The organism is Pseudomonas sp. MDT1-17 (assembly GCF_054898105.1).
In genome coordinates, this window is record NZ_JBUBVM010000001.1 from 3,054,700 (window position 1) to 3,067,351 (window position 12,652).

At 58.3% G+C, this 12,652-nt stretch carries 12 protein-coding genes and 2 pseudogenes; 5 read left to right on the top strand and 9 right to left on the bottom strand.

Annotation, left to right across the window (positions count from 1 at the left end):
• Positions 1 to 6: 6 nt before the first annotated feature.
• Positions 7 to 1,431, bottom strand: coding sequence for an undecaprenyl-phosphate glucose phosphotransferase (locus ACYZTX_RS14130; RefSeq protein ID WP_462034562.1), 1,425 nt, complete (start codon positions 1,429 to 1,431; stop codon positions 7 to 9).
• A gap of 487 nt (positions 1,432 to 1,918) precedes the next feature.
• Positions 1,919 to 3,103, bottom strand: a complete 1,185-nt coding sequence (locus tag ACYZTX_RS14135; protein WP_462034563.1) for an acetyl-CoA C-acyltransferase family protein — start codon at positions 3,101 to 3,103, stop codon at positions 1,919 to 1,921.
• A gap of 76 nt (positions 3,104 to 3,179) precedes the next feature.
• Between ACYZTX_RS14135 and ACYZTX_RS14140 the strand changes: the two genes are divergently transcribed.
• Positions 3,180 to 3,311: a hypothetical protein gene (locus ACYZTX_RS14140; protein ID WP_462034564.1), complete on the top strand. Its 132-nt coding sequence runs from the start codon at positions 3,180 to 3,182 to the stop codon at positions 3,309 to 3,311.
• A gap of 343 nt (positions 3,312 to 3,654) precedes the next feature.
• Here the strand turns inward: ACYZTX_RS14140 and ACYZTX_RS14145 are convergent, their stop codons facing one another.
• Together ACYZTX_RS14145 and ACYZTX_RS14150 are read right to left on the bottom strand one after the other, a co-directional pair.
• Positions 3,655 to 3,912, bottom strand: coding sequence for a DUF2790 domain-containing protein (locus ACYZTX_RS14145; RefSeq protein ID WP_462034565.1), 258 nt, complete (start codon positions 3,910 to 3,912; stop codon positions 3,655 to 3,657).
• A gap of 129 nt (positions 3,913 to 4,041) precedes the next feature.
• A pseudogene (locus ACYZTX_RS14150) lies at positions 4,042 to 4,450 on the bottom strand (alpha/beta fold hydrolase); the annotation flags it as partial.
• 268 nt (positions 4,451 to 4,718) lie between these two features.
• Here ACYZTX_RS14150 and ACYZTX_RS14155 point away from each other — a divergent pair.
• Complete coding sequence (locus tag ACYZTX_RS14155; protein WP_462034566.1) at positions 4,719 to 4,940, top strand: hypothetical protein; 222 nt, start codon at positions 4,719 to 4,721, stop codon at positions 4,938 to 4,940.
• Here ACYZTX_RS14155 and ACYZTX_RS14160 read toward each other — a convergent pair.
• Positions 4,937 to 5,845, bottom strand: coding sequence for a LysR substrate-binding domain-containing protein (locus ACYZTX_RS14160; RefSeq protein WP_462034567.1), 909 nt, complete (start codon positions 5,843 to 5,845; stop codon positions 4,937 to 4,939). The two genes, ACYZTX_RS14155 and ACYZTX_RS14160, sit on opposite strands and share 4 nt — an antisense overlap.
• A 141-nt stretch (positions 5,846 to 5,986) precedes the next feature.
• Between ACYZTX_RS14160 and ACYZTX_RS14165 the strand changes: the two are divergent.
• Positions 5,987 to 6,874, top strand: a pseudogene (locus tag ACYZTX_RS14165) (extracellular solute-binding protein); the annotation flags it as partial.
• A 3-nt stretch (positions 6,875 to 6,877) separates the two neighbouring features.
• Here the strand turns inward: ACYZTX_RS14165 and ACYZTX_RS14170 are convergent.
• From ACYZTX_RS14170 to chrA, 3 genes are all read right to left on the bottom strand, one after another.
• Positions 6,878 to 7,390 carry a DUF6644 family protein gene (locus ACYZTX_RS14170; RefSeq protein WP_462034568.1) on the bottom strand — a complete coding sequence of 171 codons (513 nt, stop codon included), beginning with the start codon at positions 7,388 to 7,390 and terminating at the stop codon, positions 6,878 to 6,880.
• On the bottom strand, positions 7,390 to 7,740 hold the full coding sequence (locus ACYZTX_RS14175) for a DUF6152 family protein (RefSeq protein ID WP_462034569.1): 351 nt from the start codon (positions 7,738 to 7,740) through the stop codon (positions 7,390 to 7,392). Before ACYZTX_RS14175 ends, ACYZTX_RS14170 begins: the two co-directional genes overlap by 1 nt.
• 84 nt (positions 7,741 to 7,824) lie before the next feature.
• On the bottom strand, positions 7,825 to 9,033 hold the full coding sequence (gene chrA / locus ACYZTX_RS14180) for a chromate efflux transporter (protein WP_462034570.1): 1,209 nt from the start codon (positions 9,031 to 9,033) through the stop codon (positions 7,825 to 7,827).
• Positions 9,034 to 9,218: 185 nt separating this feature from the next.
• On the opposite strand from chrA, the gene ACYZTX_RS14185 reads away from it, so the two are divergent.
• Both ACYZTX_RS14185 and ACYZTX_RS14190 read left to right on the top strand, forming a co-directional pair.
• Positions 9,219 to 10,190 carry a tripartite tricarboxylate transporter substrate binding protein gene (locus ACYZTX_RS14185; RefSeq protein WP_462034571.1) on the top strand — a complete coding sequence of 324 codons (972 nt, stop codon included), beginning with the start codon at positions 9,219 to 9,221 and terminating at the stop codon, positions 10,188 to 10,190.
• Entirely contained in the window at positions 10,187 to 10,681 is a 495-nt protein-coding gene (locus ACYZTX_RS14190; RefSeq protein WP_462034572.1) for a tripartite tricarboxylate transporter TctB family protein, read from the top strand. The genes ACYZTX_RS14185 and ACYZTX_RS14190 overlap by 4 nt, the downstream gene beginning before the upstream one ends.
• 165 nt (positions 10,682 to 10,846) lie before the next feature.
• On the opposite strand, the gene ACYZTX_RS14195 is transcribed toward ACYZTX_RS14190, so the two are convergent.
• A complete protein-coding gene (locus ACYZTX_RS14195; protein ID WP_462034573.1) occupies positions 10,847 to 12,583 on the bottom strand; it encodes an IlvD/Edd family dehydratase in 1,737 nt (578 codons plus the stop codon).
• Positions 12,584 to 12,652: the final 69 nt, after the last annotated feature.

Sequence of the window (12,652 nt, forward strand, 5' to 3'; positions counted from 1 at the left end):
GTAGGGCTAATAAGCATGCTTGCCGGAGAAGGCAAACACAGTCCGTAAAAGAATGACGAAATCGAGCCACAGCGACCAGTTGTTGATGTATTCAATGTCCGAGTCAACACGCCGGATCATCTGGTCTATATCCCTCGTTTCACCACGATAGCCACGTACTTGAGCCAGGCCTGTGATGCCCGGTTTAATGTTGTGGCGCGCAAAGTAGCCCGAGACGTCAGGCGAGTACTGCACATCGTGTTGAATAGCGTGCGGGCGAGGCCCCACCAGCGACATTTCCCCCATCAAAACGTTGAATAACTGCGGTAGCTCATCGAGGCTGGTTCGCCGAATAAAGGCTCCCACCCTGGTCAAGCGCGGATCATTCTTTTGTGCCTGCTTGACGATGCCGTCTGACGGCTGATGGACGACCATGCTCCTGAACTTCCAGATACGGAAAGCTTCTCCACTCCACCCCATGCGCTGCTGACGAAAGAACACGGGGCCGGGGCTATCGATCTTAATCGCAATGGCAACAATCGCCAGCACGGGTGCCGCAAAAAGCAAGATGAGAAAAGCCAGGACTTTGTCCTCAAGATTCTTCAGAAACAGACGCATCCCCATTAGCGGAGTTTCAGATAAGGTCAGTACGGGAATGCCGGCAATTTCGCGAACACTGTGGTTGATCAGACGCAAAGAGAAAATGTCAGGCACCCAGTTAACAGAGATGTGTTTATCGAACAGCCTTAAATAAACATCCTGGATAACCTCTGAGCCACCCAGAGGCGTTACGAAATAGACGGTACGAATGGCGTGCTTAACGACTAACTCATCAAGGTCGGAGATATCACCCAGTATCGACAGGCGTTGTGCGCCTTCCAAAACGTCCTTTCCCCGATCATCGTTCGCGCCAATCAACACACACCCGACGATACGTTCACCCAGCCAGGGATTATTGCTGATTTTCTTGTGAAGATAGTTGGCCAGTTCGCCCGAGCCAATAATAAGAGAGTTTTCCAACTGCGTCGGATGGGCCAAAAACTTCTTCTGCATTTCGCGTGTAGCAAGGTGCAAAAGCAACTGAGCAAAATACCCAATAACAAATAACTCCCCAACCAACAAACGCGAGTACCGTTCGCTTGTTTTGGTAAGAAAGGCCATGGCAACGAGAAAGCCAAACGTGGCAGTCCACGCCTTTAAAAGCTTGAAGGCTTTGACGGTAAATCCGACATTACTGCGGTAAATAGCATAGTGGTCGTACACGACAGCCAGCGCCCCAAGCAGCAACAGGAGCAGGATGACGTAGTCCTGCGAGATAAAGCCGATATGATAATTGATCAAAAACCAAGCAACACCGGTAACCGCAACGCAATCGAGACCTGCCTGAACAACGATACTGGTACTGCTTCTTCGCTGGAGTACGGAACGGGTACTGTTGGGCTCAAAAATCATTTTCAGACCTCATTTGCTTTCCCTCGCGCTCAATGATGACGAGAATCAGTTCAAATTGCCCACGCTTGATACCGTTAGCGTCACCGGCAAGCTACTCATACTCGTGCTAAGTCCCTTCACCATCGAAATTAGCAGACTTGGGAGAATCTGCTGACGTGCTATCACTTTAGCACCGCTGCGCAATCATTCACTCAATCGAAACGGTTTCAGTCAACCGTCTGCGCAACGTCGAGCTGATGGGGCTTGCCGCCTGAGTTCAAGACCGTTGCTAACGCTTGAAATGGCAATGGCAAGGCCCACCGCGGCGTTTGCCGTCAGTGCTCTGTCAGTAGTCGGGATTGTTCGGGGAGAGGCTGGACGCTAAGCGATCACTGGGCGTGTGGTGATGAGGCTTACACCGAGCTGAAATCGGTGTGCATCGCGCACTGATTCCATCGCGGTAAAACGAGACGGCGCCCGCAATGGGCGCCGTCAGCGTTTGAGTCGATCAAACGCGTTCGAACAACACGGCGATGCCTTGGCCGCCGCCGATGCACATGGTTGCCAGGGCATAACGGCCCTGAACACGCTGCAGTTCATGAATGGCTTTGGTGGCAATGATCGCGCCGGTCGCGCCGACCGGGTGACCCAGCGAAATCCCCGAACCGTTCGGATTGACCTTCTCAGGGTCGAACCCAAGTTCCTGCGCCACGGCACACGCCTGGGCAGCGAATGCTTCGTTGGACTCGATGACATCCAGATCGGCAACCGTCAGACCTGCGCGTTTGAGTACCAGCCGGGTGGCCGGAATCGGACCCAGTCCCATCAGTTCCGGCTCAACACCGGCATGGGCGTAACCGACCAGCCGGGCGATGGGCTTGAGGCCTTGCTCGCGAACCATCTGACCTGTGGCCAGGATAAGTGCTCCGGCACCATCGTTGAGGCCGGACGCGTTGCCGGCGGTGACGCTGCCGTCTTTTTTGAACGCAGGTTTCATCTTGCCCAATTGCTCTGCACTGACGTCTGCCCGAACATGCTCGTCCGTGGCAAATGTCACGGTACCTTTGCGGGTCGCCACTTCGATCGGCACGATTTGCCCGGCAAACCGGCCTTCAGCAATCGCCCGGGCAGCCCGTTGTTGGCTGACCAGCGCCAGTTCATCCTGGGCCTGACGGGTGATGCCGTAGCGTTCGGCGATGTTTTCCGCGGTGATGCCCATGTGGAAACCGCCAAACGGGTCTTGCAGCACGCCGAGCATGTAGTCGATGGCTTGCATGTCGCCCATCCGTGCGCCCCAGCGTGCCTGCGGCAACAGGTACGGGCCGCGGCTCATGGACTCGACGCCACCGGCCAACGCAGCACCTGCATCGCCCAACATCAAACTTTGCGCGGCGCTGACAATCGCCTGCAAGCCAGAGCCGCAGAGGCGGTTGACGTTGAAGGCAGGCGTCTCTTTCGACAGGCCGGCATTCATCGCCACCGCGCGCGAGATGTAGGCGTCACGTGCTTCCGTCGGGATCACATGGCCCATCACCGCGTGACCGATGTGTTCAGGTGCCAGGCCTGAACGTTCAATGGCGGCACGGCAAACGTCAGTCGCCAATTGAATGGGCGGTACATCTTTGAGCGAACCGCCAAAGCTGCCGATGGCCGAGCGGACGGCGCTGATAACAAAAATATCGGATGGGTTCATGCGGATTCCCCTGGGACAGTCCTGGATTCAAGTGTGCATTAGCACTGTTATTTGGGGGGTGAGTCTAGAGACAGCGATGATTTTGGCAAATGCCAAAACTGCTCAAGGGGGGTGGCGTTTTTTGCCATTTCAAGTGAAGTCGCTTTTGGATCAGTCTGATCCGGTCAAAAGCGCAGAAAAGAAAACAAAAAAGCCCAACCCCAAGTAACCAAACGCTCTTGCCCCTGAGGTACGGTGCCTCGCTGTGGCTCGGCATGCCCTCGCTCCGGTCCTGCGCCGTGGGCCCGCCGCCATCGGCTCCATGGCCGGGGGCGGCTACCGCGGCATCCCTGCCGCGGTGCCCACTGCGCAGAACCTGCGCTCGGCCTTCCGACGGGGCAGATCAAAAGCCAAAGCCAAAGCAAGATCAAAAGATCGCAGCCTCGCTTCGCTCGACAGCTCCTAAAGGGAAATGCGTCAACTTGAAGCCAGGCCGGCCGGCAGGCCGCCTCGCTTTGGCTTTCGCGGTGCGCGCCCCATCGAGAGGCCGAGTGGAGGTTCTGCGCAGTGGATCAATTCTCACCAAGGCAACCCATGCCCTGGACCTGGTAATCCAGCACGTGTTTGCGACCCTGATGGTCCAGGTAAATCAGCTGCGCGGGGACGATGCCGCATTCTTGCGTGATGATATTGCTGGACAGGTCTTTGGCGATATCCAGGTGGACGAAGAAACCGTCCTTGTCGTGGATGACAGGTTCAGCGGTCTGAGTATCGGCAAACGCCGAACCCGTGGCGAGGAGAGCGGCAAAACCAAGGGTTAACAGTTTCATGATGATTCCCTCTATTCAGGGGCGGGTTGGCTGCCGATGGGTTGCCTGGCAGTGAATTCAGGTTAACCAGGCGATCCGGACAGCCGACCCACAGTTCAATGACAATTTTGTAATGAAACAGCGCCGACGTTACGGTTGGCGACCGGCGGCTTCGAGGATCAGGTCAGCGATTTCCTTGGAGTGGGAGACCAGGGACAGGTGGCTCGACGGCAGCTCGATGGTGGTCGCGCCCATGCGCTTGGCGAGGAAGCGTTCCAGGTCCGGGTTGATGGTCTGGTCGAGGCTGGAGACCGCGTACCAGGACGGCTTGGTGTGCCAGGCCGCGGCGGTGGTGCGGTCGGTGAACAGGGTTTTGGCGATCGGTTGTTGGACGGCGAACAGTTCCATCGCCTTGTCGTGGGGCACGTCACTGGCGAAGTACTTGAGGAAGGCGTCTTGCTTGAGGCTGATGAAACCGTCGTGTTCCTCTGTCAGCACGTACGGGCATGGTCGGGTATTTGGCCGACAGTGCGACGAAGTCCTCGCCAGCGTCCGGTGCCCAGCATCAACAGGCTGGCGGCGATCAGGCAGAGTTTGCTCATTGCTTTCATGGTGTGGACCCTTTTCATCATCAGTGGGAGGTGTGTCACCCGCTGTGGGTGACTGACGACGCCACTGTATGAAGTGAGGGTGCTGGCTACGCTGACAACTCAATGACAAGTTTGTAATGCACGGCTCGCGTGTTTGCATGACTGCCGTATGTCGGGAGCGAGGAACGGCTACCCATGGAACACTTCTAAACGAAGACTATCCCTGGGAGTTTGAGCATGAGTGATGAGCAAAAGAGGCAAGCCCTGGCGGCCTGGTATCAGCTCCTGAAAGAGCCCGAGGTACGGATGGATTGTGAAGAGCAGTACGACGAACTGCTAAAGGCCGCTGATGAGATGGAGCGCACCGGACTCATCAACAGCGTTGAATGGCGCAAGCTGGTTCAAGCGGCGAGCGCGGCTTTTGCCAATGCGACGGAAGGGTTGGAGCGCGGTACCTAGTGGTCAAACTCGCCTGCTTGCTGTTCGGCCTGTTCGGCAAACCATTGCATGATCAGCGAACAGGCTGGATGAGAGGCGGCGCAAGGTTGCAGGTTCAAGGCGTAGATGCCTCGGGTCTTCAAGGGGTTGCCGAACGGAACGACGAGCACGCCCCGTTCGATTGACTCGCCCGCCAGGGTCAGGTCAGTCATGGCGACGCCCAGCCCTCGCGCCGCGGCATCGAGTGCCAACTCGTCGAGGTTGAAAGGGATGTGGCGGTAGTCCTCCAGCGGCTTGCCACCGTTGGCTTGCAGCCACTGGCCCCAGTCATGTTTATCCGCCGAGCGATGCAGTAGCGGGAAACGAACGAGGTCTGCCACTGACTCCAACGGCTGGGTCGTGCTAACCAGGCCGGGGGCACACACCGGCACCAAGGCTTCCTCGAACAAGGTCAGGCAGTCAGGATCGCGGGACGGTTCAGGCAGATAGAGGATGTAGGCGTCGCTGTCGATGGCTGGCTCCACCACTTCCGTGGCCACGGTTTCGATCGACAGCGAAACCTGCGGATGACTTCGATAGAACTCGCTCAACTTTGGCAGTAACCATCGAACCGCCAGCGACACATGCATACGTATCCGAAAAGGGCGTTTCTGCGGTGCCAGGCGATCTTCAAGTGCTTTCAGTTGCGCCAGAATACTTCGCGCGGTCGCAAGCACCTGTTCGCCTTCCGGAGTCAGTCGAACACTGCGGCTATTCCTCACGAACATCGGCAGGTCGAAGTGGCTCTCCAACTGCTGGATTTTTCGGCTCACGGCGCTTTGGGTCAGGCACAGCTTTTGCGCAGCTTGCGTGAAGCTGCCCGAGCCTGCGACCTCGACCAACGCCTGCAAGGCCTTGAGAGAGGGGACGTGATGAATTTTATCCATGCGTTTTTTGAATAGCTCGATGATTTTATAACGTTGGTTGTATCTCTACAGGCCTTATAGATTCTAGCTCTAGCCAGCGCCAGCCGGAAATACTCATGCGATGAGGTCATGTGCGGTGCTTGCAGAACGACAGTCGAATGAGGTAACACCGGCTATGACGTGGTGAGCCCTTCGAACCATTTTCTGTCCCGATTGATAAAAGCCGGGGCTGTCCAAAAGCTCGATAAAAGCCAGCTGCCCAACTGGAAAAACCTGGACCCGGCGTTGATGAAAAAACTCGAGGTCAATGACCCGGGCAACCAATACGGTTATCCGTACATGTGGGGCACGGCGGGTATTGGCTACAACGTCGAGAAGATCAAGGCGATCTTCGGCAACACCGATGTCACCCATTCCTGGGATCTGTTTTTTGATGAAAACAACATTAAAAAGCTGAGCCAGTGCGGTGTGGCGATTATCGATAACCCTACGCAGATCCTGCCGATCACCCTCAATTACCTGGGCCTGCCTCCCCACAGCCATGAGCCTGCGGACTATAAGAAAGCCGAGCAGGCGTTACTCAAGATCAGGCCTTACGTTCAGTATTTCCACGCCTCCAAGTACATCAGCGATTTGGCGAACGGCAATGTCTGCGCGGTGATTGGTTTCAATGGCGACGTTGTGCAAGCGGCGGCCAGCGCCAAGGAAGCCAACAACGGTATCGACATCGCCTATTCGATACCTGACGAAGGTTCCACCCTGTGGTTTGACATGGTGGTCATGCCAAAGAGCGCGCCGCACGAGAAGAATGGCTACGCCTACATGAACTACCTGCTGACGCCTCAAGTCATCGCCAACATCAGCAACAGCATCCATTACGCCAACCCTAACCTTGCGGCGGATCAGTATGTGACTCCGGCCGTGAAGCAGGACCTGGCGATTTACCCGCCGACACGTGTGCTCGACAAGTTGTTCACCGTTGAGGAACTCCCCGCAGCGATCGCCCGATTGACGACTCGCCTGTGGACCAAGTTGAAAACCAATACCTGATGATCAGGTGTACGCCAACAGTCGACCGCAGAAAATGACGCTGACCCATACCGCAATCGACAGCAGCGCCTGGATTTTTGCGATGCCAGGCGCCGCAACGCCAGTGTTCCACTGGGTGACCGAGCGGTATATCCCGACGTGGAAAAGAGCAGCGTTGACCCCCGCAGTAGCGATCAGGCACAGCTTCAAGATAAAAACGCCGTTGGAGGCGAAGTCATGGGGATGGGCTGAAAACATCATCAGCCCGGCGGGCACGATCAACAGCAGGGCCAGGATGGACCAGGTGAGGAGGTGGCGAGCCAGGGCCGTCACCGCAATCTCTTTCGACAGCCCGAGCACCCGCAGATCGAACATCACGACAGAGCCGACAAGCACCACAAATCCAATGATGTGAACCACCTCGACCATCGGATACAGCCACAGGTCGCCGCGCATGGCCGCCCCAAGCTGCGAGTCGCCCACCCAGTCCAACCAGCTATACGATCCCGAACCAACGCTGGTATTGATGGCCTGCATCAGCGCAACTCTGTGGTTTTGTCGCCGACCGTGATGCGTTCTGCACGCAGTTCATCGGGTTTGTTGCGATTCTGATAGCCGACCACGGTGACCGTGTTCCCCACTTTCAGCATGTCCTGGGAGAGGCCGCGGTTCTCCATGCGCGAGGGCGGTGCCAAGACGACGTTCCAGGTTTTGTCTTGTGTTTTCAGGCGCACGGATCCGTGAGGATGGGAGTAACCGGATTCTTCTATCGTGCCGTTCAGCTGCAAGGTATTGCTGGAATCGTATTCACTCCAGCCGTGGTGAGCAAACGCGGCCGTTGCAGACAGCAATAGTGACAATCCAATGCTGCCGAGCATGCCTTTCATGGCAAGTCTCCTGTTGCAGATCGTTGATCAACGTGAGTCCTGACGTACTTTTAACCACAGAGGGTTTTTAGAATAGCTCGTTCCTCACAACAGGACACTCAACAGCCACCCCGCGACCCCGCAGCCGACAACCACCAGCCACGGCGGGAGTTTCCAGAACATCAGCGCAACCAGGGCGACCAGGGCCAAACCGAAGTCTTGCGCCTTGAAAATGGCGCTGGTCCAGACAGGCTGATACAGCGCGGCCAACAGCAGGCCGACCACCGCTGCATTCACGCCGGCCAGTGCGGCCCGTGTGCGCAAACTGCGGCGCAAGCGTTCCCAAAAAGGCAAGGCGCCCACGATTAACAGAAAGGACGGCGTGAAGATCGCCAGCAAGCAAATCATGCCGCCGATCCAGCCCGACGGGGCGAGGTTCATCGACGCGCCGAGGAACGCGGCGAACGTGAACAAGGGGCCGGGTACGGCCTGTGCGGCGCCATACCCGGCCAGGAAGGTTTCGTTGCTGACCCAGCCGGAAGGCACCACCTCGGCTTGCAGCAGTGGCAGAACGACGTGACCGCCGCCGAACACCAGTGAGCCGGACCGGTAGAAGGCATCCACCATCGCCACGGTTTGATTGGGCAACAGCTGGGTCAGGAGCGGCAAGCTCAACAGCAATGCCAGAAACAACGACAGCCAGATCGCCCCGGCCCGTGGGCTGATCGTGATCGGCAGTGGATCGTGCTCGGTATTCTGGTCGGGTTTGAACAACAGAAGGCCGGCGAAGCCCGCGGCGGAAATCACGCTGACCTGTCCCCAGGCGGACGGTTCAAGCAGCGCGACGCAGGCCGCCATCACCATGATGGAGACTCGCAGCACGTCCGTGCACAGGGTTCGCGCCATGCCCCAGACCGCTTGCGCAACCACTGCGACGGCCACCACTTTGAGGCCATGCAGTGCGCCGGGCGAGAGGGCAGTGCCGTACTGGGAAATGCCCAGTGCAAACAGGATCAGGACAATGGCCGAAGGCAGCGTGAAACCCGCCCAGGCAGCCAGCGCCCCGCGGTATCCGGCCCGAGACAGGCCCAGCGCGATGCCGACCTGACTGCTGGCCGGCCCCGGCAGAAATTGGCACAGCGCGACCAGATCCGCATAACTGCGCTCAGTCAGCCAGCGCCGTCGTGTGACGAACTCATCGCGGAAGTAGCCCAGGTGCGCAATGGGCCCGCCGAATGAGGTCAGCCCCAGGCGCAGGAAGATGAGAAACACCGACCACGCGCTGCTGCGGTCATCGGCATGAGGATTGGCCATGTAGTTAACTTCCTGGTTCGAGCGGGTCCGGTTCTATAGTCGAGTGACGATAGCGAATTCGTTGAATGCCGTCTCCCTAACCATGGCCTACGCTTATCCGCAGGCCAATGTTCATTGAGCAGGGTTTTCTCCCTGCTCGACGTTCACCCGGCACCTATAAAAACAATGCAATCGGGAGACAACTTATGTCCGTTTTGTTCCGTCGATTCAGCCGCTGCATCGCTACGGCCATTACCGCTGCCGCGCTCGCGACACCGGCCTTTGCGCTGGACTCCGTCAAGTTCATGGCCCCAGGTTCTGTGGGTGGCGGTTATGACCAGACAGCCAGGGTCCTGGGCAAAGCCTTGATCGAGGCCAACGCGGCCAAATCCACTACCTTCGAGAACAAGGGCGGAGCAGGGGGGACGTTGGGGCTGGCGCAGTTCGCCAACAGCACCAAGGGCGATCCGGATGCGCTGCTCGTTGTCGGCGCGATCATGGTCGCTGCCATAGAACAGAACAAGCCGCAAATTACCTTGAAGGACGTAACGCCGATTGCCCGGCTTTTTACCGAATACAACGTGATTGCCGTCCGCAAGGAGTCTGAGTTCAAAACCCTGGAGGACTTGCTGAAAGTCTTCAAGGACAAGCCGACCAGTATCTCCTGGGGCGGTGGCTCCAAGGGGTCGATCGATCACATCGGCATTGCCGAGTTGGCCGCGAAAATGGGTGTGCCAGTCAACAAGGTGAATTACGTCGCCTTCGCGGGTGGGGGTGAAGTCGTTGCTCAGGCATTGGGCGGGCAGATCAAGGTGATCACCGGTGGTTATGCCGAGCTGGGCCAATACATCCGAAACGGCCAGTTCCGTGTACTCGCCATCGGCGCGCCGGAACGCATTGAAGGCATCGATGCACCGACCCTCAAGGAGAAAGGCTACGACGTGACCATCGGCAACTGGCGTGGTGTTTACGGTGCCGCGAATCTCACGCCTGAGCAGCGCAAAGCAGTCACCGACGCCGTCGTGGCCGCCGCCAACAGCAAAGTCTGGAAAGAAAATATCGATACCAATAAATGGTCACCTAACGTCCTGACCGGCGATGAGTTCGGCAAATTTGTCGACGAAGAGCACGTGCGGCTGCGTGCGATGCTGGTCGAAGTCGGGCTGATTGCGAAATGACCCAGCCTCGCGCAATAGTGCCGGTACAACTGGCGATTGGCATCGGAGTGATTGCCATCAGCGCCGTGTTGGCGTTCGGCGCGTTTCGGTTTCCGCCTGAAATGGGGTTCGTCATCCTGGGAGCCCACGTCTATCCGTATGCCGTCGCGGTGTTCCTGGGGGTTGTCGGTCTGTTGCTGTGTTATCAGGCAGTCACCGGTGGATTCCGCGAGTTGGCGGCTCACGATGACGAAGCTGCCAAAGCGCTGCCCGGCGGCAAACTCGGCGCAGCCTGGGTGACCGCAGGACTTGTGGGGGTGGCCGTGCTGATTAACCTCATCGGGTTCGTCTTGGCGGCCGCGCTGCTGTTTGCCTGTTCGGCACGGGGGTTTGGCAGTCGCCGTCCGGTGCGCGACCTCGCCATCGGCATTGCCTTGACCCTGCCGATTTACTGGCTGTTCAACGCCGGGTTAGGGGTTTCCCTGCCACCCCTTGTCAACGCCTGGATCTGACCCGGGCCGAAGACAGTAAACAAGGTGGAAACTCTCGCGTATCAGACTGAAGCTAAACGGCATGAGCCCTGTTGAATACAGAACTCAGGCCGCTCAGGCATAGATAGAAAATCGTCCAACTTTGTGGGGGCAGTTCACAGCGTGGGAACGATCGACAGGGGGGAGTCAGTGCGAGTGGCGGGGGACTTCAGAGCCGCGGCAGCCGACCAGGAAGTCGAAGTCACAACCCTGATCCGCCTGCAGCACGTGGTCGATGTAGAGCTGACGATAACCGCCCACGATCAGGTTTTGCGGCGGTTGTAGATCCGCCATGCGCGCCGCCAGTTCCGCGTCCGGAATGTCCAGGTGCAGACGCCCGCTGGCGCAATCGAGTTCGATCCAGTCGCCTTCCTTCACGGTCGCCAGAGGACCGCCGGCCGCCGCTTCCGGTGCCACATGCAACACCACCGTGCCATACGCCGTGCCGCTCATGCGCGCATCGGAAATGCGCACCATGTCCGTCACCCCTTGAGCGAGCAGTTTGGCTGGCAAGCCCATGTTGCCGACTTCGGCCATACCCGGATAACCCTTCGGACCGCAGTTTTTCATCACCAGAATCGAGTTGGCGTCGACGTCCAGTTCCGGATCGTTGATCCGCGCCTTGTACATGTCGAAATTCTCGAACACCACTGCACGGCCGCGGTGCTGCATTAGTTCGGCGCTGGCGGCGGACGGTTTCAGCACGGCACCCAGTGGTGCCAGGTTGCCGCGCAATACGCAGATGCCACCGTCGGCGCGGATCGGGTTGTCGAGGGTGCGGATCACTTCGTCCTGGCCGTAGATCGGCGCGTCCTTGGTGTTCTCGCCGAGGGTCTTGCCGTTGACGGTCAAGGCGTTCGGATGCGGGATCAGGTTGGCTTCGCCGAGGCGGCGCAATACCGCTGGCAAGCCACCGGCGTAGTAGAACTCTTCCATCAGGAAGCGTCCGGACGGTTGCAGGTCGACGATGGTCGGCATGCCGCGACCGATGCGGGTCCAGTCATCCAGTTCCAGATCCACGCCGATGCGCCCGGCAATGGCTTTCAAGTGGATCACGGCGTTGGTCGAACCGCCAATGGCGGCGTTCACGCGGATGGCGTTTTCAAAGGCTTCTTTGGTGAGGATTTTCGACAGCTTCAAATCTTCACGAACCATCTCCACCGCGCGCATGCCGGACATGTGCGCCAGAACATAACGACGTGCATCGACCGCCGGAATTGCCGCGTTGTGCGGCAGGGATGTGCCGAGGGCTTCGGCCATGCAAGCCATGGTCGACGCGGTTCCCATGGTGTTGCACGTACCGGCCGAGCGGGACATGCCGCCCTCGGCCGCAAGGAAGTCGTCGAGGGTGATGGTGCCGGCCTTGACCTGCTCACTGAGCTGCCAGACCACGGTACCCGAACCAATGTCCTGGCCTTTGTGCTTGCCGTTGAGCATCGGTCCGCCAGTGACGACGATCGCCGGCACGTCGCAACTGGCCGCCCCCATCAGCAGCGCCGGGGTGGTTTTGTCGCAACCGGTCAGCAGCACAACACCGTCAATAGGGTTACCGCGAATCGCTTCTTCGACGTCCATGCTTGTCAGGTTGCGGGTGAACATGGCGGTCGGGCGCAGGTTGGATTCGCCGTTGGAGAACACCGGGAATTCCACCGGCCAGCCACCTGCCTCGATCACCCCACGTTTGACGTGCTCCGCAATCTGGCGGAAATGCGCGTTGCACGGGGTCAATTCCGACCAGGTGTTGCAGATGCCGATGATCGGCTTGCCGTGGAACTGGTGGTCGGCGATGCCCTGATTCTTCATCCAGCTGCGGTACATGAAGCCGTTCTTGTCGGCAGTGCCAAACCATTGGGCGGAGCGCAGGGTGGGTTTCTTATCAGACATGATCGGCTCTCTTATTGTAAGACTATATTGTTCGTTGTGAGGCGTAACATAGGCTCAAATTCGGTAGTT

Excerpts from the sequence above, each read along its gene's own strand:
- ACYZTX_RS14130 (WP_462034562.1), bottom strand. The coding sequence starts at position 1,431 with ATGATTTTTGAGCCCAACAGTACCCGTTCCGTACTCCAGCGAAGAAGC.
- ACYZTX_RS14135 (WP_462034563.1), bottom strand. The coding sequence starts at position 3,103 with ATGAACCCATCCGATATTTTTGTTATCAGCGCCGTCCGCTCGGCCATC.
- ACYZTX_RS14140 (WP_462034564.1), top strand. The coding sequence starts at position 3,180 with ATGATTTTGGCAAATGCCAAAACTGCTCAAGGGGGGTGGCGTTTTTTG.
- ACYZTX_RS14145 (WP_462034565.1), bottom strand. The coding sequence starts at position 3,912 with ATGAAACTGTTAACCCTTGGTTTTGCCGCTCTCCTCGCCACGGGTTCG.
- ACYZTX_RS14155 (WP_462034566.1), top strand. The coding sequence starts at position 4,719 with ATGAGTGATGAGCAAAAGAGGCAAGCCCTGGCGGCCTGGTATCAGCTC.
- ACYZTX_RS14160 (WP_462034567.1), bottom strand. The coding sequence starts at position 5,845 with ATGGATAAAATTCATCACGTCCCCTCTCTCAAGGCCTTGCAGGCGTTG.
- ACYZTX_RS14170 (WP_462034568.1), bottom strand. The coding sequence starts at position 7,390 with ATGCAGGCCATCAATACCAGCGTTGGTTCGGGATCGTATAGCTGGTTG.
- ACYZTX_RS14175 (WP_462034569.1), bottom strand. The coding sequence starts at position 7,740 with ATGAAAGGCATGCTCGGCAGCATTGGATTGTCACTATTGCTGTCTGCA.
- chrA (WP_462034570.1), bottom strand. The coding sequence starts at position 9,033 with ATGGCCAATCCTCATGCCGATGACCGCAGCAGCGCGTGGTCGGTGTTT.
- ACYZTX_RS14185 (WP_462034571.1), top strand. The coding sequence starts at position 9,219 with ATGTCCGTTTTGTTCCGTCGATTCAGCCGCTGCATCGCTACGGCCATT.
- ACYZTX_RS14190 (WP_462034572.1), top strand. The coding sequence starts at position 10,187 with ATGACCCAGCCTCGCGCAATAGTGCCGGTACAACTGGCGATTGGCATC.
- ACYZTX_RS14195 (WP_462034573.1), bottom strand. The coding sequence starts at position 12,583 with ATGTCTGATAAGAAACCCACCCTGCGCTCCGCCCAATGGTTTGGCACT.